This window comes from Roseofilum halophilum BLCC-M91 (assembly GCF_030068445.1).
Taxonomy (GTDB): domain Bacteria; phylum Cyanobacteriota; class Cyanobacteriia; order Cyanobacteriales; family Desertifilaceae; genus Roseofilum; species Roseofilum halophilum.
Genome location: NZ_JAQPOK010000088.1, coordinates 65,003 through 89,184, shown reverse-complemented (window position 1 = coordinate 89,184; position 24,182 = coordinate 65,003). Strand labels below are relative to the sequence as shown.

Here is a 24,182-nt window from a genome sequence, read left to right as displayed (position 1 = left end):
CGCTCCTACTTGTTCATTTCTAAGCACAGTTGGCGGAAATGATCGCCCCGTTGTTCAAAGTTAGCATATTGATCGAAGCTGGCGCAGGCGGGAGAAAATAAGACCCCTTTGGCTTGATACTGTTGGGCTAGGGCTAGGGAGCGGGGAATGGCTCGATCTAAGGTTTCCAAAATTTCATAAGAAGCATAACCCACGGCTTCTAAGCGTTGGGCAAAACGGGGTGCTGCTTCGCCAATCAGTAAGACGGCTGCTGCTTTAGATTTGATCCGATGCAACCATTGGGTATCATCACCCTCTTTGGCTTCTCCTCCCGCAATTAAAATAACGGGAGGCTCAACTGCGGATAAGCCGACTTCAGCCGCATCATAATTGGTGGCTTTACTATCATTAATGAAGTTGATTTGATCTAGGGTGCAAATGAGTTCTAAGCGATGGGGAACGCCGGGAAAATGGGCGATCGCCTCAGCAATGGCTTCCCGCTCAATACCGGCTAACCGAGCCACCGCTACCGCCATCAATAGGTTTTGCTGGTTATGCGCTCCCACCATTTTCAGGCTGGCGGCGGGTAAAATGGGGTCGCCTTGCACCATTACCCATCGGTCTTGAATATAAATGCCTTTTTGGGGAGAACTGACTAGATGCTTTTTGCCTTGAGTGCTTGTCCAATAGGCATCGGGCCATTGTTTGAGTCCAACTTGGCGCAGGTAGGGATCGTCGCCGTTAAAGATTTGCTGATGCGATCGCCGCAATAACTGCGCTTTAATATTGTAATAATTGTCCAGGGTTTTATGGCGGTTGAGATGATCGGGGGTAAACGTTGTCCAGACTCCAATTTGCGGAGATAGGGTAGAGGAGGATTCAATCTGATAACTACTAATTTCGGCGATCGCCCAATCGGGCTTTTGTTCTCCCAATGCCAACTCGCAGGCCGCATAGCCGATATTACCACAGGCCGGAGCATGGAAGCCAGCCTGCTGAAAAATCGCGGCAATTAAAGCGGTGGTGGTGGTTTTGCCATTGGTTCCCGTAACCCCCACCCAAGGAACATCCTTCAGTTCTCGCCAAGCGAGTTCCATTTCTCCCAGGGTTTCAATTCCTTGCACTCTAGCTTCCACCAACACCGGAATATCCCAAGGAACTCCAGGACTGACCACAATCCGCTCTGGAGGTGGGGTATCCTCTAGGGTCAAGGAAGAGCCGATATCGCAGGCAATTCCTAGATCGTGAAGGGTTTTCTGTTGTTGGCGTAAGCTATCGGAGATTTGGCGATCGCTCACTTTTACCTGCCATCCTTGGCAGTGTAGGAGTTTAGCGGCTGCAATTCCCGATTTACCTAAACCAATGACATGAGCAAGGGGCATATTTTTTCTGCGAGAGCCAAAAGGGTTTGTTCCTTATGATAATCGTTTGTGTGATATTCTGAACCTTTGAGTTCACGCTCAACCCAGCAAGCATTAGGAACAGTAATGGAAAATACACCCGTTTTAGATTGGATTGCGGCAGGTTTGGCGATCGCCATTGCCATTGGAGGCTTAGTGATGCTGTTTCAAGGTTTATCGGGTTTTAACGAGCAGGATAAAAAGTGAAGTTACCCTTACAAAATTAAACTTTAATTCTCTATGTTCTTCAGTGTTGTCATTCCCACTTACAACCGTTTACCGATTCTACAAAAGTGCCTGAGAGCGCTAGAGAATCAGCAGTTTAGCGATCGCGAAAGCGATGAGTCCCATTATCGCCACATCCAAGGGTATGAGGTGGTGGTGGTTGATGATGGTTCCACGGATGACACTTTAGCCTGGTTAGCTCAAGAACGGCAGCAACTGCCCCATGTGCGTTGGTTGGTGCAGGAGCATCAAGGGCCGGCTGCTGCCCGGAATTTGGGGGTAAAGGAGGCTCAGGGCGATACCATTATCTTTATCGATAGCGATCTGGTGGTGACGGAAACCTTCTTAAGCTGCCATGCACAGGCATTGCAGGAGGGAGAGGAGAAGTTAGGGAGCGATCGCCTGTTTACCTACGGAGCAGTGATTAATACCTGCAATTTTGACGAGCCGACCTCAGAACCCTACAAGATCACGGACTTCTCGGCCGCCTATTTTGCGACCGGGAATGTGGCGATCGCCCGCCATTGGTTAGAAGAAGCGGGACTTTTCGACACCCAATTCCAACTCTATGGCTGGGAAGATTTAGAATTAGGAGTGCGCCTCAAAAACCTAGGACTTAAACTGATTAAATGTCCCCAAGCCGTTGGTTACCATTGGCATCCCCCCTTTAGCCTAGAGCAAATTCCCCCCATGATTGACCAAGAAATCCAGCGCGGACGCATGGGCGTTTTATTCTATCAAAAACATCCCACTTGGAACGTGCGAATGATGATCCAAATGACCTGGATACATCGAATTTTATGGGGCGTTTTATCATTAGGGGGAAGGCTGAATGAACGGACAATGGCTCCCTTTTTGCAATGGTTAATCGATCGCGGAAAACCCCAATTGGCTCTGGAAGCCGCCCGCATTTTCCTCAATTGGTACAATGTGCAAGGCGTTTATGCTGCCTATAGTGCTACACGCGGGTAAACTCTTCGAGTTACTTGGCGGCCATGACTGGCATCTTTTTTTTGTATTCGCTTACTGGTTTTTCCCTTTCCGTTAACTCTTTAAGACGATTATATAATTTAATTTGATTCCTTTTCACCAGCCCTCCGATCCAATAATTCATTATGCACCGCAGAGGGAATAAAAATATTCCCATAAATCTGAGTCATTAGGTCAAGTTGTCCGATCTTGGCTAAATTGGAAATTGGGGAAGTGTTACTGACAATCATCATTAATTATTCCTGTAGCGTCTTCAAGTCTTCCTGAAACTCAGTGACATCATAATGGACGCAGATCCCGCGATCGGATATCAATTTATAGAACGGAAAAACCTATTATCTCTAGCATTTTTCAATGAGTTATCAACGGTTGCCCTCATCCCCCAACCCCTTCTCCCACGGGAGAAGGGGAGCAAAAGTCCCTCTCCCTTGGGAGAGGGATTTTCCGCAAGCGGACATGAAAGGGAGAGGGCATTCCAAGTTTACGTCTCAAATGAAAACGCGATATTACCCATTACCAGCGCGAAGCGCCTTATTCCATGAACCAAACACAAGAACGCACCGTAGACATCCTCGTTGTCGGTGGGGGAACCGGGGGAACCTGTGCCGCCATCCAAGCCGCTCGCAGGGGCGCACAAACCCTGCTGGTTAGTGAATTTCCCTGGTTAGGGGGCATGTTAACCGCAGCCGGAGTCTCTGCCCCCGATGGGAGCGAGTTAGCCGCTTTTCAAACCGGAATGTGGGGGGCATTTGTACAAGAATTAACCCAGAAACAACCGGGAGGATTAGACCATAATTGGGTGAGTTTATTTGGCTTTAGTCCCCAGATAGGGGCGCAAATTTTCCGGGACTGGGTAGACGCGCTGCCGAACCTAGACTGGATTTGGGGACAAACCCCCTTAGAAGTGTATCGAAAGGGTAACCGCGTTACTGGGGTTCGCTTTCAAAACTTGCGGGTAAACGCCACTCTTACCCTGGATGGAACTGAACTGGGAGATTTACTTGCCTTAGCCGATATTCCCCATCGTTGGGGGTGGGAACTGCAAAGGGAATGGGGAGAACCGAGCGCTCCAAAAGAAGCCAATGAACTGACGGAACGCTATCCGGTACAAGCGCCTACTTGGGTGATTCATCTGCAAGATTATGGAGAAGGAGTCAACGCGCCAGAGATTCCCGGTTCTGTTAACGAATCAGCCTTTGCGGGTGCATGGGAAAACCATGGGGTAGAGAAATTTTTAAGCTATGGCCGTTTACCCGATCGCAAAATGATGATTAACTGGCCCATTAAGGGCAATGACTATGGCATTAATCTTAATCGCCTGATTGAATCGCCCCAAGACCAATTTATCCTCTTACAAGAAGCCCTAGAACATAGTCTCAACTTTGGGCGCACCATTCAAAGCCAACTCGGACAGCGCTACGGGTTAGCGGTTAATCAATTTCCCGTCCTCGACTCCATCACCTCCCCCCGCTCTGCACTCCTTCCCCACTTCCAACAAGGAGTCGCTCTTTACCCCTATTTTCGGGAAAGTCGCCGACTCAAAGGACAAGTTACCCTGCGAGAACAGGACATTTTGCCCCAACCGGACGGAAATGTGGCTCCATTACCCAGAGATGAAACGGGAAAGATTAATAGTATTGTTATCGGCAACTATCCCAACGACCATCATTATCCAGAAGTCTCCTTTCCCCTTGCTCCCAAATCTGTGCGCTGGGGGGGACGGTGGACGGGAACGCCTTTTACCATTCCCTATGGCTGTTTAATTCCAGAGGAAATGACCGGATTTCTCGTCTGCGAAAAGAATATTTCTGTCTCCCATATTGCCAATGGAGCCACCCGCTTACAACCGGTGGTGATGAATATCGGTCAAGCCGCAGGCATGGCAGCAGCGCTTTGTATTGAACGTCAGGAAGACCCCCATAGTTTACCAGTAGGGGTTTTACAATCAGCCCTATTAACCGATACAAGCGCCCCAGCAGCAGTCATTCCCTGTTTTAATCTCACCCATCGCTCCCCAGATTGGCAAACATGGCAATTCCATTATTTAGATTATGGAGAGGAGTATCCCAAAAGTGGCTATGCGCCCTCTTCCCTCGCTCACTTAGGAAGAACTTGTACTGATGGGTTAGAAGTATCAGGACTTTTTAAGTGCTTGGAGGAACAAAGCTATCAATTTGAGGTCAATAGCCCTGTTGAATGGGGGGGAAGCACTTGGCGACTGATTACCACTGAACCCCTAGTCCATGATGCTTTACAGACTCTCTTCGAGGAACAACCGATTCGCCTGCGGGGACGGGTAAACTCAGCCGGGGGTTGGATGATTGTGGAAGAAATTACGGACGTTTTCAGTTGATAAACTTCTACAGTTTATCCGGATGAACCAGGGAAACCGATGAGAAGTAGAACAGTTACTTCAAGGCAGATGTTTCCCATGCGTATCTACAACTCCATTAAAGTTAATCGTTTTCTGTTTTTGTCCTTGGTTATTGGCTCAATAGGTTGGGTTAACCTACAAACGAGTGCCACGGTTGGTTCCGAGTTCAGTCAATCTACTACCCATGCAGAAGACCATCGCGGAAGCGGACGGTGTGACAATGGTTGTCCTTCCTCCCAGTCCTTTGATAGCACAGAAATAGCTCGTCGGGGTAGTGGGCGAATTGACTCGAATCAGTCCACGTAAGGGTATAGTCAGGAGAGAAAGTTTTCTAGTCCTGTACCTCTAAAATCATGATGATTGGCGTTAGCTTCTATAATCCCCCATAATCGTTATTGGGGGTATTTTTATGGCTGTGGAGGCAGGTTGATGAAGGTTCTACATCTATCGGATATCCATTTGGGGAGTGGGTTGAGTCATGGACGGGTGAATCCGGAAACGGGATTGAATACCCGGTTAGAGGATTTTATCAGCAGCTTGTCGGAATGTATCGATCGCGCGATCGCCGAACCGGTGGATTTAGTCTTGTTTGGCGGCGATGCATTCCCGGATGCGACTCCTCCTCCCTATGTGAGTCAAGGGTTTGCACGGCAATTTTACCGGTTAGTGGAGGCCAATATTCCCACGGTGTTGTTGGTGGGAAATCACGACCAACATGCCCAAGGGAAGGGGGGGGCAAGTTTATCGATTTACCAGACTCTAGGGGTTCCAGGGTTTATTGTGGGCGATCGCCTAGCTTTGCATAACATTACCACCCCCCACGGCCCCGTTCAAGTGATTACCCTACCTTGGTTAACCCGTTCGAGTTTATTTACTCGTCCAGAAACCAAGGAATTATCGCTTTCAGAAATTAATCATCAACTCATTGACCGGTTGCGAACTGCCCTCGAAGCCCAAATTCGCCGCCTTAATCCGGATCTTCCCACTATTCTTTTAGCCCATGTGATGGTGGATAATGCCCATTATGGGGCAGAGCGCTTTTTAGCTGTGGGTAAGGGGTTTACGATTCCCTTGTCGATTCTAGCGCGTCCCTGTTTTGATTATGTGGCCCTGGGCCATGTCCATAAACATCAGATTTTATGCGATCGCCCCCCAGTTGTCTATCCCGGCAGTATTGAACGGGTGGATTTTAGCGAAGAAAAAGAACAAAAGGGTTATGTGCTGGTGGAAGTGGAAAAAGGACAGGCGAATGTAGAGTTTTGTCCCTTATCGGTGCGAGGGTTTAAAACGATTAAAGTGGATATAACTCAAGCAGAAAATCCTCAAGAAAAATTAATCCAGACCCTAGAAAAATCCTCCATTCAAGATGCAGTGGTTCGCTTAATTTATCAGATTCGTTCCGAACAGTTAGATTCAATCGATTCCCAGCAACTCTATGAACGGCTAGAAGTCGCCCATAGTTATACCATTCAACCGGAATTAGTCAGTCAACTTTCTCGCACGCGCCTGCCAGAATTAGGTCAAGGAAAGGAAGTCGATCCCCTATCGGCACTGCAAGCGTATTTAGACAATCGCGAAGATTTACAAGAGTTAGCGCCACAAATGCTAGAAGCGGCACAAGAGTTATTAAGTTCTGGCAATATTTTAGAGTCCTAGAGGGAGCCAGAAGCCCAATTTTTTTCAGAAATCTGGCTTCTAAGAGAGAGGATTATTGGTTATTGGTAGATTCACAATAGCATTTTAAGATCAAAAAATAGATTACAATAGAACGAAAAATAGTTTTTGTTGCTGCTTTGAGTATTCACGAATTGTCATGACCTTAATCAAAGTTCCCCAAATCTGGGATATACCCGATCGCCAGATTACCCCAGAGTCTGTCTTCATGAATCGGCGGAAATTGCTCAAGGGGCTGATGGGAGCAGGAATTACCGCCAGTCTGCTCCCGTTAACCGCTTGTGGCCAGCAAAATCAAGCCAGCAATATTGAATATGGTTATACCACCCCAGAGGCGATCGCTCAAAACCCAGAGTTTCTCAAGGGAAACTTGGAAATTACCCCCCAAGCCCTTTCATCACAATATAATAACTTTTACGAGTTTGGAACCACCAAATCCATTCAGCAAGCAGCCCAAGCGTTGCCCACGGAAAACTGGAAAGTTGAGGTCACAGGATTGGTGAAAAATCCCCAAACCTATGATATCGATGACTTACGCAAAAAATTTGACTTAGAAGAGCGAGTCTATCGGTTTCGCTGCGTGGAAGCTTGGGCCATGGTTGTGCCCTGGTTAGGGTTCCCCATGGGGAAACTGATCGAAGCAGTCGAACCCACCTCCGAGGCGAAATTTGTCCGGTTTACCTCTTGGTACGATAAAGCAATTAGTACCGGCCCCTCTTGGAGTCCTTTTTCTAGCATTCCCTGGCCCTATACCGAAGGCTTGCGAATTGAGGAAATGGCCAATGAACTAGCCTTTTTTGCCACTGGAATTTATGGCAAAGATTTACCCAAACAGCATGGCGCTCCCATCCGTCAAGTCATTCCTTGGAAATATGGATTTAAGGGCGCAAAATCGATTGTCAAGATTGAATTTATTGACACTCAACCGGCTACCTTTTGGAATACCATCGATGGGAGTGAATATGGTTTTGAAGCCAATGTGAATCCGGATAAACCCCATCCCCGATGGTCTCAAGCCACGGAACGGCTCATTAGTGAAGGAGCGCCGTTCACTTGGCCCCGACAACCGACCTTACACTATAACGGTTATGGGGAATGGGTGGCTCATTTATATGGTTAAGCCTATGCTTTAAAGAGTGTGAGCATCAAACCTAACCATTTAAAGGTGATGAGGAGTGAAAACTAAATATTGGAGATTAGGAGGACTAGGGGCGATCGCCGGCCTAGTCCTGTGGGTGTTGCCTGCTTGGGCAGAGCTACAGCGCTATCAGATTATAGCCCTAGTCGAAGCGCTGCGAGTCTCAGCCCCCCAAGGGCAAACCGCAGAAACGCTTTATGGCCCGTGGAAAATTAGACCGAATAATATTACCCGATGGTCTCGGTGGTGTCTGGGGGAACCAGTCACCCCGGAAGCCTTTGCCACCAATCTTGAGCAAACCAGAGAAGTTTTAATCTGTATTGTCGGAGATGTTCTGGCCGAAGAATATGCCACCAGTGCCCAAGATGAAAACCTTGCCATCCGCAGAACGGCCGCTTGGTGGGTGTCGGGAAATGCTAATTTGTATGATCAAGGGGACATTGCTGTTTACACTAATAAAGTATGGGAGTCTTATGAAGACTTCAGAAACAACCCCACAGACTTTTATCTTCCGAAGTCTGGGATTAGCAAACCACTTGACTAAAATATTACTCGGATTACTCCATGGACACCATTAGAGACCTTCTACACCCCATTGTTGACCCCATTGCCGATTATTTCGCCAGTTTGGGCATTCCTGAACCCATCACCCACTGGGGGCATCCCCTGATGATGGGCATTGTTGTTTTTGTGTTGGGCACGTTTGTGGCCGTTGCCGGATGGCGCGGACGTAGCGCTACCGATGAAGAGGTGAAGACTCAAAATAAGCTCAATCACCGCAAACTGGCCCCATTTTTGACCCTGTTCTTGGCTCTGGGATATACCGGAGGGGTTTTATCTCTGGTGATGCAAGGGCAGCCGATTTTAGAAAGTCCCCACTTTTGGACGGGTTCCGTTGTCCTAGTTCTGTTAGGCCTCAATGGCGCAATTTCGATTACCAAGTTTGGCGGTGAGAAACCGTCCTTGCGTACCCTTCATGCTTATTTGGGTACGGCAGCATTGGCGTTGTTGTTTGTTCATGCCTTTTTAGGTCTGAATTTGGGCTTATCGATTTAATCGACTTACAGCAGTTTTCGCACTTTATGTGGGATATTTTGATCCCCCCCCCAATCCCCCTTAAAAAGGGGGATTTTTTTCCCTTGTACCTCATAACATCGAAAAGCACTGTAAAGGTTTTAGGAGTGCGGGCATCTTGCCCGCTTCTTAACCCATGAACTTAATGACAGAAAAATAGGATTAGGATTGAGCTTCCATTGCTTGTTCTACCCAACTATCAAATAACTCTTGATTGTCAGCAATCCACTCATCCACATGACGTTCAATATCTTCCGGTTGGTCTTCTCCTTCTTGAATGAGCATGTTTTGGGCGTTAATATCATCAATGGGAATTTCCACCACCTCAAAGAGTTTTTCGGCAGCAGGATTGGCTTCCACAAACTCTTTATTGGCAGCAATCCTCATCTGATCGACGACAAAACCCAGGTTTTTGCCGTTAGCTGTGGTATCTGCTTCGGATACCTCCCCTTGTTCTTCGGGTAGATCCGTATAGGGAACTTCTAACCAAATGGTCTCTTCACCCGGTTTCAATACACCACCTATCCAGTAAGGAGTCCAAGTGAAAAAGAAAATGGGTTCTCCTTCCCGGTAGCGAACCATGGTATCGGCAATCAAGGCAGAATACTGACCCTGCTCGTGGTCGATGCTATCGCGCAACCCATAAGCATTGAGATGGTGTTCGATCACCAGCTCACACCCCCAACCTGGATCGCATCCTGTTAAATTGGCTTTTCCATTACCGTCAGTATCAAAAAGTTGGGCAATTTCTGGATCTTTGAACTGTTCTAAACTGGTAATATTATATTCATCGGCTGTTTTCTTATCGATTTGGTATCCTTGTAATACCGCAGGGGTTAACACTCCAATCTGGGCTAATTGTTCATCACCGCCACTATTTTCGTAAAACTCGGTGTGTAGCCTGTCCCAATTTACAGCCGTGTAGTGTACATCTCCGTTGCCGATCGCCGTATACAGGGTGGGGTAGGTGAGTTCTTTGGCTGTCTCCGTCTCGTATCCCAATTCCTCTAGGGCTGTGTTGATAATTTCAGTTTGAAAGCGCTCTTCTAGTAAGCTGCTGTGGGCAGGGATTACGGTGATGCCTTCCCCAGGTAAGTCACTGGAGCTTTCTGTGGTCGTATTGCCACAGGCGATCGCCCCAAAGAGCAATCCCCCAAGCATTGTACCCAAAGCAACAGATCTTATTTTCGATTGGATCATAGTTTAGCGAGTTGACACAACAATCAGATATCTCATCTGTTTATTGGTAACCCTAGCATAAGAATTTACCTTTCTCCAACCTCGGAGAAAAGTATTGATATAGATTAGATTGCTGTTGACGGATCTAAATTAGCAGAATAAAAGATCGATCTGCAAAGTTGATAAGTTATGAAGATTCCTACAAGGCTCAGTTGGCCGACTTCTATAGAGGAGGCAAGGTTAATTCAAGAACAATGGCGCGATCGCGTCATTACCTCCGATTGCCTCCCAGAGATCCATTGGGTTGCTGGAGTCGATCTGGGATTTGAAGATGGGGGAAAAACTACCAGAGCAGCAGTGGCAGTGCTGAGTTTTCCGGACTTAAAGCTAGTGGAAACGGCGATCGCCATTTGTCCGACGATCTTTCCCTATGTTCCTGGTTTTCTCTCCTTTCGCGAAGCCCCCCCCATCCTCAAAGCTCTCCGTCAACTTACCACAACCCCCGATTTAATTCTCTGCGACGGTCAAGGATTAGCCCATCCTCGTAGATTTGGATTAGCCTGTCATCTGGGGACACTACTCAATTGTCCCACCATTGGTGTCGCGAAATCCCGGTTTATCGGCACTCATAATGAACCTGCACCCAAACGAGGCAGTTGGACACCCCTCAAAGATGGGGAAGAAATTATTGGTGCAGTGCTGAGAACCCGCACTCAAGTTAAGCCCCTGTATGTCTCCATTGGCCATAAGATCGGGTTAGAGACGGCGATCGCCTATGTCCTCGATTGTACCCCCCAGTATCGCCTCCCCGAAACCACCCGCCTTGCCGATCGCTTGGCCTCTAATCGAATTCAGAGTTAAGGTGAAGTACAATAGACCCAGATTCAGAAACCCCTTTCTGAAGCGTTGGGTTAGCGCGACTTATGAAACCTTATGGAAGAAAATAACCAGTCTTTACGCTTACAATTTAATCCTAACCGCTCCTATATCCCCATTTCCTATGAAGATGCGGATGTGGGCCTATGTACTCCAGAATTTGCCGCCAGTATTGTTGACACCATCAACAAATCGGAAAAACTGCAACAGGAAAACGAAAAGCTCACCCAATATAACAAAACCCTAAATAAAGCCCTGAAAATGGCTTGTACCGACTTAGTGAAACAGTTGGGAGGCACTCCCCAACAAATCAATGAGTTATTCAAGCAATATGTCGAGCGCTTTAAGCGTCCCGATCATGGCTCGCGGGCGATCATGTTCCTATTGCGCGATCGCCAAGAACAACTCGATATTAGCGATAAAGAGTTTGTGCGCTTTTGTGACTCCTATAAACTCTCCCCCCAAGATTTGCGGGATGTGTATGGAGGAAAAGAGATTAGCGACGAACAAATTGTGGCGATCGCCCGCATTGTCGGCCGTGCCCCCAAAGAACTGATCCAAATTCGGGATGGATTCACCGATAATGAAATCTCCAAACTTGCCCGTATTTTAGGAACCAGTACCGAAGAACTCTCCGAACTCTTTGAAAGTCAATAGACTTCTTGCAGAAGTCAGGCAAAAGGCAAAAGGCAATAGGCAATAGTCATCAGAATATATGATTACTACATTGCTATTCATTGCCCGATTTCCTGTTCCCTATTCTCTAGCGCATAGCGCCATATATTTTTATGAGTGATATGAACGATCCCCCACCCAAACAAGGGTTTGGACAATGGATTAGTTTTGCCGCCGATCGCTTTGGATTTGCCGGTTTAGGTTATATTCTCGGTGCAGTCCTGGTTCTGGCGATCGGTTGGTTTATCCACGCTTCCCAAAAATCTCCCCCTCCTAACCCCGAAATCCCCACCGAACAACAGCCATCAGGGGGATAGGGGGACACTCCAGACGGGAAAATTCTACCGATTACCCATTACCGATTACCCATTACCTAATTTATGACTATTCAACCCTTTCAGGTGGGCGAGCAGGATCTGAGTGACGAACAACTTGCCCATTATATGCAAGCCGGTGAAATCGCCGTAGATACCGAAACCATGGGCTTATTGCCCCTACGCGATCGCCTCTGTTTAGTGCAAATCTCCGATCCCCAAGGCCATGTCATTGCCATCCGGATCGCCAAAGGCCAAACTACAGCCCCCAACCTCAAACAACTGTTAGAGTGTCCAACCATTACTAAAGTGTTTCACTTTGCCCGATTTGATGTCGCCCAATTTCAGTATCATTTTAATATCATCGTCAATCCCATCTTCTGTACCAAAATCGCCAGCAAACTCGCCCGCACCTACACCAATCGCCACGGACTGAAAGAATTAGTCCAAGAACTGGAAAAAGTTGAACTTGATAAAAGTGCCCAAAGTTCAGATTGGGGCAATGTGGGCAACCTTTCCGAGGCACAACTCAGTTATGCTGCCAATGACGTGCGCTATCTCCTCAGCGTGAAAGAAAAGCTCATTCACATGCTCCACCGAGAAGAGCGTTGGGAACTCGCGCAAGAGTGTTTTGGCTGTATCCCCGTTTTAGTTGCCTTAGATTTGTTGCACTACAAAGAGGTTTTAGAGCATTAATGGAGGCGATCGCCCTTTTGGAACCTATGATAGAGAATCCGGATCGATATTTAACTGTCGCAGTTTTTCCCGTAGCTGTTGTAAATCGGATTCAGCACTCTCTGCTCGCTCTGTGGCGCGATCGCGCTCTTGTTCAGCACTGTCTGCTCGCTCTGTGGCGCGATCGCGCTCTTGCACAACATCCTCATAAGTCCCGAATGCTTCCCCACTGGGCGTGAATAACTGCAACTCTTGCGAGCTTGTCCTAAAACTCACCTGCAATAAAGGACTTCTCCAACCCTCCATCTGAGGAATTTCTGTTAATCTCCCCTGACTGCTCAACCATCCTTGCAGTCGATTGAGTTTCGGATTATAGACATAATATTCTTGCACGCCATAATGATCGTAAAACCGAAACTTATCCTCCATCTCTCCTTTGCTATTGCTCGGCGAAAGAATCTCAAACACCACTTGAGGCGCGATCTTTCCTTCTTCCCATTGCTTATAGGAGCCTCTATCTTTTTTCTCGGCTCCCAAAACCACCATCACATCTGGCGCTTGGCAGAAGGCTAAATTTTCTTCTGTTACACTCAACGTTCCTGCTTCTCTGGGATACCACAACAAATCCCCAGCTACAAACACATCTTCTCGCTCTTGGAACAGAGCCGACAATCCGCCGACAATTGTTGTAATTAAACGAAATTGAACCGTATTATCCGCCATCGGCTTGCCATCGCTTTCTGGATAGAGTCGAGCGTCAACTTGGGATTGAGGAAGTAATTCTTGTACCATCGTTTTCTACCTGAATACCGATCCAGTTTGCACTCCTGTTTTGAGGATATCATAGCTGATTCGATGGGTGGCTTTCCTGCGGACATGAGGGCGATCAATCGCACTCAGCACTATCTGCCTTCCTTAGTGCCCACCCCCTTAACTGGCGACCGTCTTTAATAGCAGGAAGTAAGGGCGATCGCCGTTTCATGCAATCGGAACAATAGAGATGGGATGTGCCTCTTGCCTAAGCCTAGGCGATTACAGAGGCTTGGGGACGGGCAAAAATCATCCGTCCTGCCGAGGTTTGCAAAGCGCCAGTCACCACCACGCGCAATTCCACCCCGATATACTGCCCCCCTTCTTCCACAACCACCATCGTGCCATCATCCAAATATCCCACGCCCTGTTCCGGTTCCCGACCTTGCTTGATAATTTTCAAGTCCAGATCGTCACCCGGCAAATAGGCTGGACGCATGGCTTGAGCGAGGTCATTAATATTGAGAACAGAAACCTGCTGTAAACTGGCGACTTGATTCAGGTTGTAATCATTGGTGAGCAATGTGCCGTTAATTTCTTGGGCTAAATGCACCAACTTTGCATCAACCGTACTAATTTCTTCATAGTCAGCCGGATGGATCGCAATTTTTTCCGGATAGTTTTCCCGAATGCGGTTGAGAATTTCTAGCCCTCGACGGCCTCGAATCCGCTTTTGATCGTTGCCTGCATCAGCCACCAGTTGCAATTCTTGTAGGACAAATTGAGGCACGAGGAGTTGCCCCTCAATAAATTTTGTCGCTAGTAATTCTTCCAGCCGACCATCAATAATACAACTGGTATCCACAATTTTGGTCGTGGCAGGTTTTAGGGTTCCCTCCGCCAGTAATAGGCTCTCCATGCTATGGGGATTTAGTAGTCGTAAAAATGACCGGCCATGGGTATCTGCTAGGGAAATTCCGGAGAAGGCAAAGAGGATGCTGCCTAAGACAGCCACCAGGGGTTTAATGAAGCCGAATTCTTTGGGAATGGGCAGCAGGAACAGGGGCGCTAACATCAGGTTAGCGACTAATAGACCCACAACTAAACCAATGGAACGGGTGAGGAGGACTTCTACGGGCATTTGTCGCACTTGGGCTTCTAAACGCCGATAGGAGGTTTGCACAAATAGCCCGACTGCGCCCATAATTAGGGCGGCAAATCCGGCTGTGACCGATCGCAGACCATCTTGATTACTCACTTGGTCTAATACAGGGGTCGGGAGCAATTCCACCCCGTAGAAACCGATACCGATTCCTGCTAGTATGAAGGATATGATAATAATTGCGTCAATCATTGTTTGACCTGATTGGGAATGGATAAATATTCAGGGGTTTGAATCAACCCCCTAAACTCATTGCCATAAAGGATAGAGATAACCCATATTATAAGAGATCGTCAGAAAACCCTGTCGATTCAAAAGACGGCAAACCGAACTGGGACTAGAGGTCTAATGGAGCATCAAGAAAAATCTTTGCCTATTCCTCGTTCAGCTTATCTTCATATTCCCTTCTGTCGTCGTCGCTGCTTTTACTGTGATTTTGCCATTTCTGTGGTCGGCGATCGCCGTTGGGGAGAGCATTCCCCAGCCATTTCCCATTACATCCAGGAATTAATTACGGAAATTGAACAGACTCTCCCTCCCGGTTTGCCCCTGGATACGGTGTTTTTTGGCGGAGGAACCCCATCCTTGCTCAGTGTGGCTCAACTGGAGCAGCTCTTAACGACCCTCGATCGCCACTTTGGGTTAACCTCGACTGCCGAAATCTCCATGGAAATTGACCCTGGAACCTTCGATCTCGACAAGTTGCAAGGGTTTCTGGATCTGGGGGTTAACCGCATCAGTTTAGGCGTACAATCCTTTGATGACTCCCTCTTGAAACTCTGTGGGCGATCGCATACTGTCAGCGAAATTTATCAGGCGATCGATCTCCTCCATCAAGCATCCGTTGATAACTTCAGTATTGACCTGATCTCTGGTTTACCCGAACAAGATCTAGAGCAGTGGCAAGAAACTCTACAAACCGCCCTCGAAATTTCCCCGCCTCACCTCTCCGTCTATGACCTAATCGTTGAACCCATGACCGTCTTTGAACGGCGCTATGAATCGGGGAAACTCAACCTGCCCACTGATGAAACCAGCGCCCAATTCTATCGCCTCACCTCCCAAATCTTAAGGCAAGCCGGTTACGATCACTACGAAATTTCCAACTATGCCCTTCCTGGATATCACTGTCGCCATAACCTGGTCTATTGGCACAATCAACCCTACTATGGTTGGGGCATGGGAGCAGCCAGTTACATCGACAGTATCCGATTTACCCGACCGCGTACCCGGCAAACCTATTATCAATGGCTGCAAGACGGGGGAGTGATGAACACTCCTCCACTCTCGTCTACCGAACAGCTTCTAGAAACTCTCATGCTCGGTCTTCGGCTTGCAGAAGGTCTATCTTTAAAGACCTTAACCGATCGATTTGGTTATCCTCCCTTGCAACAGTTGAGTCCGAGTTGGTATCCCTACTATCAACAAGGATGGATTAACCTCAACACCCTGAATGGACAACCTTGGCTTCCTGGACAACCTCTACCCTCAACGGGTCAGATCTGTCTAAGCGATCCAGAAGGCTTCCTCTTTTCTAACACAGTCTTAGCCCAGATGTTCCAAGTCTTTAGTTAAGTGCTTCGTGCTAGGTAATGGGTAATCGGTAATCGGTAATGGGCGATTCCCCTATCTCCCTATCTCCCCATCTCCCCATCCTTAGAAACGCCCTTCGGTCGCCATCCGGGGCGCACTTTTTGGGGAGCGCGGGCCACGACTAGAGCGTCATTTTGCACGTCTTTGGTGATCACCGATCCGGCTCCAATGGTGACATCTTCACCGATGGTAATGGGAGCAACTAAGACACTATTGGAACCAGTTTTAGTGCGATCGCCGATCGTCGTCTTATGTTTTTGATAGCCATCATAATTGGCCGTAATCGTGCCTGCGCCCACATTCACTTGTTGACCGAGTTCGGCATCTCCCAGATAGGACAAATGGGCCACATTGGTGCGATCGCCAACTTCAGACTTCTTAATCTCCACAAAATTGCCCACCCGACAACCTTCTCCAATTTGGGCTTGCCCTCGCAAATGGGCATAGGGGCCAATTCTCGTCTTCGAGTTCACCACACTATCACTAATCACCGAATAGAGAACCGTCACCTTTTCCCCAATCTCACTATTCTCAATCAAACTCCCCGGCCCGATCCGACAACCCGACCCAATCGCCGTATTGCCACGAATATGGGTTTGCGGTTCAATCAGCACATCCGAGCCAATCCGTACCGTATCATCAATCGTAATACTATCCGGATCGATCAACGTCACCCCCGCCTTCATCCACTCCTCCTTAATCCGGTCTTGCAGAATCTGATGGGCCGTAGCCAACTGTTTGCGGTCATTAATCCCTAAAATCTCCTGATAATCCTCCACATCCAGAATCATCACCCGGTCTAAATAATTCACCGCATCCGTCAAATAATATTCCTGCTGGTCATTCTCTGACCTTAACTGGGGTAAAACCCGGGCCAGTTGCGGCCAATTGAAGCAATAGACCCCCGCATTAATCCGCCGATTTTGCCGTTGGGCCGTCGTACAATCCCGGTCTTCCACAATTTGTTGCAGCAAATTATCACTATCGGAAAAGACGCGCCCATAGCCTTTAGGATGGGGATGTTGAGCCGTTAAAATGGTCGCTCCATTCCCTTGGGTTTTATGAGTTTCGAGTAAATTACGAATCGTTTCCGGTCGTAATAGGGGCACATCCCCATTAAGTACCAGTAAATCCCCCGTAAACCCTTCTAAATGGGGTAAAATCTGCTGAACGGCATGACCCGTGCCTAACTGTTCGCTTTGGGTGACAAACTCTAATCCGGGTACACCCGTAAGAGCGTCCTGAATCAAATCCCCCCGATATCCGACAATCGCAAACTGACGCACGGGAGAAATTAGGCGACAACTCTCGAGTACCCGTTCGACTAAAGAGCGTCCTCCTAGGGAATGTAAGACCTTGGGTAACTCCGATTTCATCCGAGTGCCCCGCCCTGCGGCTAAGATTGCTACTGCTACCATGACTAATCAACCACACTACCGACAGGAGTATATCGCGGTTTATCGCCAAAATTTGACTCTTTGACGGAAATTGCGATCGCCATTCATTTTCGGCTTCTGGGGGGCAATCAGCCTCTATCCTAGTGAGAGCAGGGGATTGAGCGATTTTTTCTTGAGTTTTGGCGATCGGCAATTGTCAAGTTGTTTAAAGTTTCTCATCCTTTTGTTTATTTGAGTTGAACCCCTGCGCTACACTAAGCTTTGATCCGGTATAACACTGGACTAACTTAAATTGGTCAAACCATAGAGCGGTTCAAGCATTCCGTTCTCGATCTCTCGGTTAGTCCTCTAGAGCCATCTAGACCTAACCGAGCCGCCTACACCTTATCCTTTGTCGATAAGTGTGAGAGCATATCACTATCAAACTGTTGTTGGGAGTTCTTATTCAATGTCTCATTCAGTAAAAATCTACGATACCTGCATTGGTTGCACCCAGTGTGTGCGTGCTTGTCCCTTAGATGTGCTGGAAATGGTTCCTTGGGATGGATGCAAAGCCGGACAGATTGCTTCTTCTCCTCGCACAGAAGACTGTGTGGGTTGTAAGCGCTGTGAAACCGCTTGTCCGACTGACTTTTTAAGTATCCGGGTTTACTTAGGCGCGGAAACCACCCGCAGCATGGGTCTCGCTTACTAAAAGCGGGTTCACCATTGCCTTGCCCTTGGGTTCACCCTGAACCTGGGGTCAAGTTTCAAGGGGGAGTTGCTAGACTCCCCCTTTTTGGTAAGTCGAAAACTAAAATAACTTATTATTAAACATTGAGCTATATACACCCATGACTTACACCCAAGCTAAACTTCTCAACTTTGAGGAATTTATCACTCAATACGGTGATAATACTCGCTACGAACTCATTGATGGAGAACTCAGAGACATGGAACCCACAGGGACTCATGAAGCCGTTGCAGGCAGTATTGCCGGAAGAATCTATGTTGAGATTTTTCGTTCCCATCTCAATTGGTTAATTCCAAAAACTGGTTTGATAAAACCTCTTTACGCTAAAGCTACAGCTTTACGTCCTGATGTTATTGTTTTAGATCGAGATGAATTGAGCAAAGAACCCCTTTGGGAAAAAGAACCGGTTATTTGTAATGGAAGTACCGTTCGACTCGTTGCTGAAGTAGTGAGTACCAACTGGCAAGATGATTATGCGAGAAAGGTGGAAGAATATGCTTTTTTGAAGATTCCAGAATATTGGATTGTGGACTTTAGAGGTTTGGGTGGCTTGCAATTTATCGGCAATCCCAAACAACCTACTTTGACGATTTGCCACTTGGTCAACGGCGTTTATGAACAGCAACAATATCGTTTGGGAGACTCGATTCGTTCTTACCTGTTGCCTGAGTTACAACTCAAGCTTGACGATATTATGCCAGGTTAAAACTCTGGATATGAATTGGGGATTCTGGAGAGAAGGTTAACATGACTAACGATCGCCTGCTCAAGACGGCTCGCAGACATGAACACCAATTAAAGGTGGCGATTCGTAATCCGGTGGTGTGGCTGATTGAGGTTTTACAGGAGCAGTAAACAGGAGTCGTTGTTGATGAACCCACTAAAATTAAGAGAAAAGGGCTATCAGATTTTAGTCAATCATTTGGGACAGTCTGATACAATCCGGTTTATTCAATACTTTACTCCGAGTCAAGGCGACTATACCGAAGAACGCCATCAGTTTCTCGACCAAACATCTTTAGATGAGATTCTGCTGACCCTGAAAAAACAGCCAACAGACAACAGCACCCAATACGACGAAATAATTGATAATTGATAATTGGGTGTTCTGGCAAAAGAAACCGGGTTTCTGAGGTTTGGGCATGGGGTAAAATCGGGCTGCTATCCCCTACCCGATGCGCGGCTATGGATGAACAAAGATCGCAGGCTTATCTCTCCCTGATTCAAGAACTTCTCGAATGTCCTAGTGGGGAGGAACCTCAAATCCTCAACCGTCATCTGGAGTTGCTGGATGAGGGGTTTGTGCAGGCTTGCGAGTTGGTGGCGGCACAGTTGCAGGAAGAGGGACAAGATAACCAAGCGCAGTTTGTGGGGAATGTGGCGCAGGAGGTGGGGGAATATTTCAACAGTCAAACATCTGGACTAGCCACGAGTGAGGGTCAAGCTAAGGCGAAAAATTACTGATTTTGAGGTAAGAGCAAGATTATGAGCATAGTGATTTCCGAAGACATTGTTAAAGCTAGTGGACTCTCTGAACAAGAGTTGATTATCGAGTTGGTATTATTGCTGTTTCAGCAAGAAAAAATTAGCTTGGGTAAGGCAGCAGAGTTACTGAATATCTCTCAGTTTAGATTCCAAAAAATTCTATCAGAGAGGGGCATCAATATTCATTACGATTTGGAGGAATTGCAGGAGGATATACAGCATTTAACGGCTAAGGGATGGCTATGATTGTTGTGAGTGATACTTCTCCGTTAAGTGGGTTGGCGATCGCCGGTTATCTGGGGTTATTAGAACAACTCTACGGACAGGTATTGATTCCTTCCGGGGTTTGGTATGAATTACAGCGAGGAGGAGAAGATGACCCGCGCATCACAGATGTGTTGGGTCTTGATTGGATTGAGGTTCGCCAACCCACTAATCAACAACTGGTAAATGTTTTACAAACTGAACGTCATTTAGATCGAGGAGAGTCAGAGGCGATCGCGTTGGCATTGGAAGTGAATGCAGAAGAATTATTGATTGATGAACGGTTAGGACGAAGGCAAGCGATTGATTTGGGGTTGTCGATTACGGGATTATTGGGAATTTTGCTAGTGGCAAAGCATCGGGGTTTGATTACTCAGATTAGACCGATTATGGATAGTTTAATCTGGGATGCTAATTTTCGGATTGGGCCAAATTTATATAGAGAGGTTTTAGCGGCTGCTGGGGAATGATAAAGTGATAAAAAGCTGCGTTTGGGGTGGGGGAAAAGAAACCGGGTTTCTAGCAGAATCTGGTGTTTCTTGACAAAAATTTAACAAAGAAACCCGGTTTCTCAGTCGCCGGGATGAGGTAAAATCCAGTTGGGGTGGCGCTCGGCTTCACCGCACCGACCACAAGGAAACAAGACTCAGGGAGGTGGAACCATGTCCAGTTGGCGTGAGAGATGGCAAAATCTATGGCGGCTGCTGAACACCCCTTTATTCACCTCCCAGCCTCCCAGAACCTCCCACCCGACCGTTGAGGGGATATCCCCTGAGTATTTAGCGATTTGGTTAGAAATACTGAAAGCCAAAAAAAGGGGATTAAGCGGGAAAGCAGTTTATCGCATTTTCCAAAAATACCAAGACCAACTCGACCTCGATTTTGCCGAAACCCTCACCCAATGGTTTCACTCCCAACTCGACCCCAATCGTATTAGGAAAAATCAAGACCTCGCCCGAAACCTTCATGATTTTGTCATTGATATTTGGAAATTCCCATTAGGCAGTCGAGCCAATAATCTGGAAATTGCCATTGCTGCCTTAAAAGCCGCGTTAGAAGTCCGCACCCGCACCGCCTTTCCCGAAGATTGGGCAGATACTCAAATTTGTTTGGGAGTTGCCTACTCTGACCGCATTCGGGGAGAGCGAGCCGACAATATCGAGGAGGCGCTTCGCTGCCACCAAGCCGCCGTAGAAGTCCGCACCCGCAGCGCCTTTCCCGAAAAATGGGCAATGACTCAAATGAACTTGGGAGTTGCCTACTGGAGCCGCATTCGGGGAGAGCGAGCCGACAATATTGAGGAGGCGCTTCGCTGCTACCAAGTGGCCTTAGAAGTCTACACCCGCACTGCCTTTCCCCAAGATTGGGCAGATACTCAAATGAACTTGGGACTTGCCTACTTTGACCGCATCCGGGGAGAGCGAGGGGACAATATTGAGGAGGCGCTTCGCTGCTACCAAGCGGCCTTAGAAGTCTACACCCGCACCGCCTTTCCCGAAAAATGGGCAAGGACTCAAAATAACTTGGGGATTGCCTACTCTGACCCCATCCGGGGAGAGGAAGCCGACAATATCGAGGAGGCGCTTCGCTGCTACAAAGCGGCCTTAGAAGTCTACACCCGCACCGCCTTTCCCGACGAACAATGGGCAAGGACTCAAATTGTCTTGGGAGAAGCCTACCGCACACGCATCCGGGGAGAGCGAGCCAACAATATCATCGAGCAGGCGATCGCCTGCTACCGAGCAGCCCTAGAAGTCCGCACCCCCACAGCCCTCCCCCTAGACTGCCTCGACACCGCACGCAACCTCGGCAACCTCGGCTACAGCTTCCAAAACTGGGAAATCGCCATCGAAGGCTACAACCAAGCCATCCTAGCCATCGAACAAAGCCGCTACTGGGCCACCTCCGAAGCCACCAAACGGGAACTCATCGCCAACTCCCTGGATATCTATCAAAAAATGGTGCAAGCCTGCATCAACCACCAAGACTACGCCCAAGCCTTGCTCACCGTCGAACGCAGTAAATCCCGCACCCTGATCGAACTCCTCGACAGCGCCACCCTCTACCCCAAAAACGCCACGGACGAACAAAAACAACGCATCAGCGACCTGCGCCGTCAAATCGCCATCTACCAACAACAACTCGCCTACACCTCCAGCGACACCCTCACCCCCACCACCGAGAAGCAGCCCAACCAACCCTCACCCGAAACCCTCATCCGCCAACAACTCCAAGCCGCCAATCAGCAATTCCAAGACCTGCTCGCGGAACTCGACGACCCCAACTTTACCCTCACCCAACAAGTCCTCCCCCAACTCCCGGACTTGCGCCACCTCCTCCCCCCTCAAACCGCCCTCATCGAGTGGTATCTCCCCAGGGATGCCGACTCCGGGTTTTACCTCTTCCTCGTCACCCGTCGCCGAGACGAGCAAATCCAGATTACCCCCCACCCCTTCAGCGCGGCACACCGCCAACACCTCGACGAAGCCATCCTCGACTACCGCAGCGACTACGGAAAACCCACCTGGAATAAGCAACTCCCCCAACGCCTGGAAACCCTCAGCGCCGCCCTGCAACTCCCCCGCATTCTGGCTGAATTATCCGAGATTCAACAGCTCATCCTGATTCCCCACCGGGAACTGCATCTCATCCCCCTCCACGCTCTCCCCGTCCCCTCTTCTCCCCTCTCCCCCTCTGGGAGAGGGGCCGGGGGTGAGGGAAAACCCCTGCAAGACTGGTTCCCGGTGCAATATGCCCCCAGTTGTCAAATTCTCAACAACCTCCAGCAGCGTCCCCCCCTCAACCGGGAAACCGTCCCCTTCTTCGCCATTCAAAACCCGACTAACGAGAAGAATCTCGCCTTTGCTGAATTAGCAGTGGAACTATTATTGCGCCAATTCAGCCCTCATCAAGTCTTGCGTCGCGACCAAGCTACCCTGGATAATTTCACCCAACCCCAGACCCAAACCTTCCTGGAGCAGAGTCACGCGGTCCATTTTGGCTGTCACGGTGAGTTTGACCAGCGCAACCCCCTCAACGCCCATCTGAGACTGGCGAATGAGGAAAAGCTGACCTTTCTGGATATTTTCAACGGTCTTAATATTCCCCTCTGTCGCCTGCTGGTGCTTTCGGCTTGCAAAACTGGCTTAGTGGAAACTTCTGACACTGATGACTATGTGGGATTATCCAGTGCTTTTCTCTACGCCGGAGCGCGAACCGTGGTCGCCAGTCTCTGGAATGTGGATGAACTCGCCGCCACTCTGGTGACCCTGCGCCTCTATCAAATTTTACCGGACTATCCCTCGGTGACAGTCGCCCTGCAAGCGGCTCAAACCTGGTTACGGGGGTTATCCTCTGCTGATGTTCTCCACTGGCTAGAACATGACCAGAAGGCGACGGAGGAGGAAGTCGAAGCGGTGGAAGACCGTTTGGATTTATTTGAGGATAACCCCCCCTTTGCTAATGCCTATTATTGGTCAGCGTTTACGGCAACGGGTTTATAATAGAGAATACTTGAGTCATGATGAGGTTAGACCATACCCACTTCATAGAGGTGAACCCGAGATGACAGCCAGAGACAAACTGATTCAAGCCATTGAAACTCTCCCGGACTCCCAAGTTGAGCGGGTTTTAGCCTATATTCAGGGTATGGCTGGCGATCGCCCAAATCAGGAACAAAACTCTCAGGAAATGCCATGTTTTGATGAAACTTGGTGGAATAACTTATCTCAGTTTAGCCCGGACTTTCTAGAAGTTCGAGAACAACCTCAACTTCCGGCACGAGAGGATATATTTGAATGAAATTTTTGCTCGATACAAATATTTGTATTTACGTCATCAAGCAAAAACCTCTAAGGGTTAAGGAGACATTGCAAAACATAGATCCCCGAGAGATTGGACTGTCTATTATTACGTTAGCAGAGTTAGAATATGGAGCAGCAAAGAGTCAAAACCCCCAGCGCAATCGAGAAACCTTAACTCGCTTTTATTTGCCATTTCAGATAGTCGGCTTCCGTCCAGAAGATGCTCAAAAATTTGGCGAAATTCGAGCCAAATTAGAGCGAAGAGGGCAACCTATTGGTAGTTATGACTTACTGATTGCCTCTCAAGCAGTCAATCGGGAACTGATACTGGTGACTAATAATATCAAAGAGTTCAGCCGAGTTGAGGGTTTGAACTTAGAGAATTGGGTTGAGTAGGGTTTGCGTTTACGGCGATCGGTTTA

At 48.2% G+C, this 24,182-nt stretch carries 28 protein-coding genes and 1 pseudogene; 22 read left to right on the top strand and 7 right to left on the bottom strand.

The window, feature by feature from the left end:
• Positions 1–5: 5 nt before the first annotated feature.
• Positions 6–1,361 (bottom strand): UDP-N-acetylmuramoyl-L-alanine--D-glutamate ligase, encoded by a 1,356-nt coding sequence (gene murD / locus PJF56_RS11900; RefSeq protein ID WP_283762893.1) that lies wholly within the window; start codon positions 1,359–1,361, stop codon positions 6–8.
• A gap of 105 nt (positions 1,362–1,466) precedes the next feature.
• Between murD and PJF56_RS22170 the strand changes: the two genes are divergently transcribed.
• Together PJF56_RS22170 and PJF56_RS11895 are read left to right on the top strand one after the other, a co-directional pair.
• A complete protein-coding gene (locus PJF56_RS22170) occupies positions 1,467–1,586 on the top strand; it encodes an NAD synthetase (protein WP_347179526.1) in 120 nt (39 codons plus the stop codon).
• A 33-nt stretch (positions 1,587–1,619) separates the two neighbouring features.
• A complete protein-coding gene (locus PJF56_RS11895) occupies positions 1,620–2,576 on the top strand; it encodes a glycosyltransferase family 2 protein (RefSeq protein ID WP_283762892.1) in 957 nt (318 codons plus the stop codon).
• A gap of 98 nt (positions 2,577–2,674) precedes the next feature.
• Here PJF56_RS11895 and PJF56_RS22410 read toward each other — a convergent pair whose 3' ends face one another.
• Positions 2,675–2,824 (bottom strand): PIN domain-containing protein, encoded by a 150-nt coding sequence (locus tag PJF56_RS22410; RefSeq protein WP_488199625.1) that lies wholly within the window; start codon positions 2,822–2,824, stop codon positions 2,675–2,677.
• A gap of 6 nt (positions 2,825–2,830) precedes the next feature.
• Positions 2,831–2,917 (bottom strand): annotated as a pseudogene (locus PJF56_RS22165) (UPF0175 family protein); the annotation flags it as partial.
• Positions 2,918–3,132: 215 nt separating this feature from the next.
• Here PJF56_RS22165 and PJF56_RS11890 point away from each other — a divergent pair.
• The 6 genes from PJF56_RS11890 to PJF56_RS11865 all read left to right on the top strand — a co-directional run bounded on the left by PJF56_RS11890 (position 3,133) and on the right by PJF56_RS11865 (position 8,836).
• On the top strand, positions 3,133–4,947 hold the full coding sequence (locus PJF56_RS11890; RefSeq protein WP_283762891.1) for an FAD-dependent oxidoreductase: 1,815 nt from the start codon (positions 3,133–3,135) through the stop codon (positions 4,945–4,947).
• Positions 4,948–5,025: 78 nt separating this feature from the next.
• On the top strand, positions 5,026–5,274 hold the full coding sequence (locus PJF56_RS11885) for a hypothetical protein (RefSeq protein WP_283762890.1): 249 nt from the start codon (positions 5,026–5,028) through the stop codon (positions 5,272–5,274).
• Positions 5,275–5,394: 120 nt separating this feature from the next.
• Complete coding sequence (gene sbcD, locus PJF56_RS11880) at positions 5,395–6,624, top strand: exonuclease subunit SbcD (RefSeq protein WP_347179525.1); 1,230 nt, start codon at positions 5,395–5,397, stop codon at positions 6,622–6,624.
• Between the two features lie 157 nt (positions 6,625–6,781).
• Complete coding sequence (gene msrP, locus PJF56_RS11875; protein ID WP_283762888.1) at positions 6,782–7,762, top strand: protein-methionine-sulfoxide reductase catalytic subunit MsrP; 981 nt, start codon at positions 6,782–6,784, stop codon at positions 7,760–7,762.
• Between the two features lie 55 nt (positions 7,763–7,817).
• Positions 7,818–8,324 (top strand): hypothetical protein, encoded by a 507-nt coding sequence (locus PJF56_RS11870; protein WP_283762887.1) that lies wholly within the window; start codon positions 7,818–7,820, stop codon positions 8,322–8,324.
• Between the two features lie 20 nt (positions 8,325–8,344).
• A complete protein-coding gene (locus tag PJF56_RS11865) occupies positions 8,345–8,836 on the top strand; it encodes a DUF4079 domain-containing protein (RefSeq protein ID WP_283762886.1) in 492 nt (163 codons plus the stop codon).
• A gap of 180 nt (positions 8,837–9,016) precedes the next feature.
• Here PJF56_RS11865 and proX read toward each other — a convergent pair whose 3' ends face one another.
• Complete coding sequence (proX, locus tag PJF56_RS11860) at positions 9,017–10,015, bottom strand: glycine betaine/L-proline ABC transporter substrate-binding protein ProX (RefSeq protein ID WP_283762885.1); 999 nt, start codon at positions 10,013–10,015, stop codon at positions 9,017–9,019.
• A 207-nt stretch (positions 10,016–10,222) separates the two neighbouring features.
• On the opposite strand from proX, the gene nfi reads away from it, so the two are divergent.
• The 4 genes from nfi to PJF56_RS11840 all read left to right on the top strand — a co-directional run bounded on the left by nfi (position 10,223) and on the right by PJF56_RS11840 (position 12,594).
• A complete protein-coding gene (gene nfi, locus PJF56_RS11855) occupies positions 10,223–10,894 on the top strand; it encodes a deoxyribonuclease V (RefSeq protein ID WP_283762884.1) in 672 nt (223 codons plus the stop codon).
• A gap of 72 nt (positions 10,895–10,966) precedes the next feature.
• Positions 10,967–11,566, top strand: a complete 600-nt coding sequence (locus PJF56_RS11850) for a hypothetical protein (protein ID WP_283762883.1) — start codon at positions 10,967–10,969, stop codon at positions 11,564–11,566.
• Positions 11,567–11,706: 140 nt separating this feature from the next.
• Complete coding sequence (locus PJF56_RS11845) at positions 11,707–11,901, top strand: hypothetical protein (RefSeq protein ID WP_283762882.1); 195 nt, start codon at positions 11,707–11,709, stop codon at positions 11,899–11,901.
• Positions 11,902–11,964: 63 nt separating this feature from the next.
• Positions 11,965–12,594, top strand: coding sequence for a ribonuclease D (locus PJF56_RS11840; RefSeq protein ID WP_283762881.1), 630 nt, complete (start codon positions 11,965–11,967; stop codon positions 12,592–12,594).
• A 24-nt stretch (positions 12,595–12,618) separates the two neighbouring features.
• Here PJF56_RS11840 and PJF56_RS11835 read toward each other — a convergent pair whose 3' ends face one another.
• The gene (locus PJF56_RS11835; protein ID WP_283762880.1) at positions 12,619–13,365 is read right to left on the bottom strand and encodes a Uma2 family endonuclease; all 747 of its coding nucleotides are present in this window, start codon (positions 13,363–13,365) and stop codon (positions 12,619–12,621) included.
• Positions 13,366–13,597: 232 nt separating this feature from the next.
• Positions 13,598–14,677 (bottom strand): PIN/TRAM domain-containing protein, encoded by a 1,080-nt coding sequence (locus PJF56_RS11830; RefSeq protein WP_283762879.1) that lies wholly within the window; start codon positions 14,675–14,677, stop codon positions 13,598–13,600.
• 156 nt (positions 14,678–14,833) lie between these two features.
• On the opposite strand from PJF56_RS11830, the gene hemW reads away from it, so the two are divergent.
• Entirely contained in the window at positions 14,834–16,060 is a 1,227-nt protein-coding gene (gene hemW, locus PJF56_RS11825; RefSeq protein ID WP_283762878.1) for a radical SAM family heme chaperone HemW, read from the top strand.
• Positions 16,061–16,119: 59 nt separating this feature from the next.
• Here hemW and glmU read toward each other — a convergent pair whose 3' ends face one another.
• Complete coding sequence (gene glmU / locus PJF56_RS11820) at positions 16,120–17,496, bottom strand: bifunctional UDP-N-acetylglucosamine diphosphorylase/glucosamine-1-phosphate N-acetyltransferase GlmU (protein ID WP_283762877.1); 1,377 nt, start codon at positions 17,494–17,496, stop codon at positions 16,120–16,122.
• 427 nt (positions 17,497–17,923) lie between these two features.
• On the opposite strand from glmU, the gene psaC reads away from it, so the two are divergent.
• From psaC to vapC, 9 genes are all read left to right on the top strand, one after another.
• Entirely contained in the window at positions 17,924–18,169 is a 246-nt protein-coding gene (gene psaC / locus PJF56_RS11815) for a photosystem I iron-sulfur center protein PsaC (RefSeq protein ID WP_012307203.1), read from the top strand.
• 139 nt (positions 18,170–18,308) lie between these two features.
• Complete coding sequence (locus tag PJF56_RS11810; RefSeq protein WP_283762876.1) at positions 18,309–18,914, top strand: Uma2 family endonuclease; 606 nt, start codon at positions 18,309–18,311, stop codon at positions 18,912–18,914.
• A gap of 165 nt (positions 18,915–19,079) precedes the next feature.
• Entirely contained in the window at positions 19,080–19,304 is a 225-nt protein-coding gene (locus PJF56_RS11805; RefSeq protein WP_283762875.1) for a hypothetical protein, read from the top strand.
• An 89-nt stretch (positions 19,305–19,393) separates the two neighbouring features.
• On the top strand, positions 19,394–19,672 hold the full coding sequence (locus tag PJF56_RS11800; protein WP_283762874.1) for a hypothetical protein: 279 nt from the start codon (positions 19,394–19,396) through the stop codon (positions 19,670–19,672).
• A gap of 21 nt (positions 19,673–19,693) precedes the next feature.
• Positions 19,694–19,939, top strand: coding sequence for a UPF0175 family protein (locus PJF56_RS11795; protein WP_283762873.1), 246 nt, complete (start codon positions 19,694–19,696; stop codon positions 19,937–19,939).
• Positions 19,936–20,427 (top strand): PIN domain-containing protein, encoded by a 492-nt coding sequence (locus tag PJF56_RS11790; protein WP_347179530.1) that lies wholly within the window; start codon positions 19,936–19,938, stop codon positions 20,425–20,427. The genes PJF56_RS11795 and PJF56_RS11790 overlap by 4 nt, the downstream gene beginning before the upstream one ends.
• 192 nt (positions 20,428–20,619) lie before the next feature.
• Positions 20,620–23,460: a CHAT domain-containing protein gene (locus PJF56_RS11785; RefSeq protein ID WP_283762871.1), complete on the top strand. Its 2,841-nt coding sequence runs from the start codon at positions 20,620–20,622 to the stop codon at positions 23,458–23,460.
• A gap of 61 nt (positions 23,461–23,521) precedes the next feature.
• On the top strand, positions 23,522–23,758 hold the full coding sequence (locus PJF56_RS11780; protein WP_283762870.1) for a hypothetical protein: 237 nt from the start codon (positions 23,522–23,524) through the stop codon (positions 23,756–23,758).
• Positions 23,755–24,156 (top strand): type II toxin-antitoxin system tRNA(fMet)-specific endonuclease VapC, encoded by a 402-nt coding sequence (gene vapC / locus PJF56_RS11775; protein WP_283762869.1) that lies wholly within the window; start codon positions 23,755–23,757, stop codon positions 24,154–24,156. The genes PJF56_RS11780 and vapC overlap by 4 nt, the downstream gene beginning before the upstream one ends.
• The last annotated feature ends 26 nt before the right edge of the window (positions 24,157–24,182 follow it).

What these genes read in the sequence shown, in the direction of transcription:
- msrP (WP_283762888.1), top strand. Translation starts at nt 6,782, where the DNA reads ATGACCTTAATCAAAGTTCCCCAAATCTGGGATATACCCGATCGCCAG.
- PJF56_RS11790 (WP_347179530.1), top strand. Translation starts at nt 19,936, where the DNA reads ATGATTGTTGTGAGTGATACTTCTCCGTTAAGTGGGTTGGCGATCGCC.
- PJF56_RS11785 (WP_283762871.1), top strand. Translation starts at nt 20,620, where the DNA reads ATGTCCAGTTGGCGTGAGAGATGGCAAAATCTATGGCGGCTGCTGAAC.
- PJF56_RS22410 (WP_488199625.1), bottom strand. Translation starts at nt 2,824, where the DNA reads ATGATTGTCAGTAACACTTCCCCAATTTCCAATTTAGCCAAGATCGGA.
- vapC (WP_283762869.1), top strand. Translation starts at nt 23,755, where the DNA reads ATGAAATTTTTGCTCGATACAAATATTTGTATTTACGTCATCAAGCAA.
- PJF56_RS11835 (WP_283762880.1), bottom strand. Translation starts at nt 13,365, where the DNA reads ATGGTACAAGAATTACTTCCTCAATCCCAAGTTGACGCTCGACTCTAT.
- nfi (WP_283762884.1), top strand. Translation starts at nt 10,223, where the DNA reads ATGAAGATTCCTACAAGGCTCAGTTGGCCGACTTCTATAGAGGAGGCA.
- PJF56_RS11845 (WP_283762882.1), top strand. Translation starts at nt 11,707, where the DNA reads ATGAACGATCCCCCACCCAAACAAGGGTTTGGACAATGGATTAGTTTT.
- PJF56_RS11890 (WP_283762891.1), top strand. Translation starts at nt 3,133, where the DNA reads ATGAACCAAACACAAGAACGCACCGTAGACATCCTCGTTGTCGGTGGG.
- PJF56_RS11885 (WP_283762890.1), top strand. Translation starts at nt 5,026, where the DNA reads ATGCGTATCTACAACTCCATTAAAGTTAATCGTTTTCTGTTTTTGTCC.
- psaC (WP_012307203.1), top strand. Translation starts at nt 17,924, where the DNA reads ATGTCTCATTCAGTAAAAATCTACGATACCTGCATTGGTTGCACCCAG.
- glmU (WP_283762877.1), bottom strand. Translation starts at nt 17,496, where the DNA reads ATGGTAGCAGTAGCAATCTTAGCCGCAGGGCGGGGCACTCGGATGAAA.
- PJF56_RS11805 (WP_283762875.1), top strand. Translation starts at nt 19,080, where the DNA reads ATGAACCCACTAAAATTAAGAGAAAAGGGCTATCAGATTTTAGTCAAT.
- PJF56_RS11830 (WP_283762879.1), bottom strand. Translation starts at nt 14,677, where the DNA reads ATGATTGACGCAATTATTATCATATCCTTCATACTAGCAGGAATCGGT.
- PJF56_RS11840 (WP_283762881.1), top strand. Translation starts at nt 11,965, where the DNA reads ATGACTATTCAACCCTTTCAGGTGGGCGAGCAGGATCTGAGTGACGAA.
- proX (WP_283762885.1), bottom strand. Translation starts at nt 10,015, where the DNA reads ATGCTTGGGGGATTGCTCTTTGGGGCGATCGCCTGTGGCAATACGACC.
- PJF56_RS22170 (WP_347179526.1), top strand. Translation starts at nt 1,467, where the DNA reads ATGGAAAATACACCCGTTTTAGATTGGATTGCGGCAGGTTTGGCGATC.
- PJF56_RS11895 (WP_283762892.1), top strand. Translation starts at nt 1,620, where the DNA reads ATGTTCTTCAGTGTTGTCATTCCCACTTACAACCGTTTACCGATTCTA.
- murD (WP_283762893.1), bottom strand. Translation starts at nt 1,361, where the DNA reads ATGCCCCTTGCTCATGTCATTGGTTTAGGTAAATCGGGAATTGCAGCC.
- hemW (WP_283762878.1), top strand. Translation starts at nt 14,834, where the DNA reads ATGGAGCATCAAGAAAAATCTTTGCCTATTCCTCGTTCAGCTTATCTT.
- PJF56_RS11810 (WP_283762876.1), top strand. Translation starts at nt 18,309, where the DNA reads ATGACTTACACCCAAGCTAAACTTCTCAACTTTGAGGAATTTATCACT.
- PJF56_RS11850 (WP_283762883.1), top strand. Translation starts at nt 10,967, where the DNA reads ATGGAAGAAAATAACCAGTCTTTACGCTTACAATTTAATCCTAACCGC.
- PJF56_RS11780 (WP_283762870.1), top strand. Translation starts at nt 23,522, where the DNA reads ATGACAGCCAGAGACAAACTGATTCAAGCCATTGAAACTCTCCCGGAC.
- PJF56_RS11865 (WP_283762886.1), top strand. Translation starts at nt 8,345, where the DNA reads ATGGACACCATTAGAGACCTTCTACACCCCATTGTTGACCCCATTGCC.
- PJF56_RS11795 (WP_283762873.1), top strand. Translation starts at nt 19,694, where the DNA reads ATGAGCATAGTGATTTCCGAAGACATTGTTAAAGCTAGTGGACTCTCT.
- PJF56_RS11800 (WP_283762874.1), top strand. Translation starts at nt 19,394, where the DNA reads ATGGATGAACAAAGATCGCAGGCTTATCTCTCCCTGATTCAAGAACTT.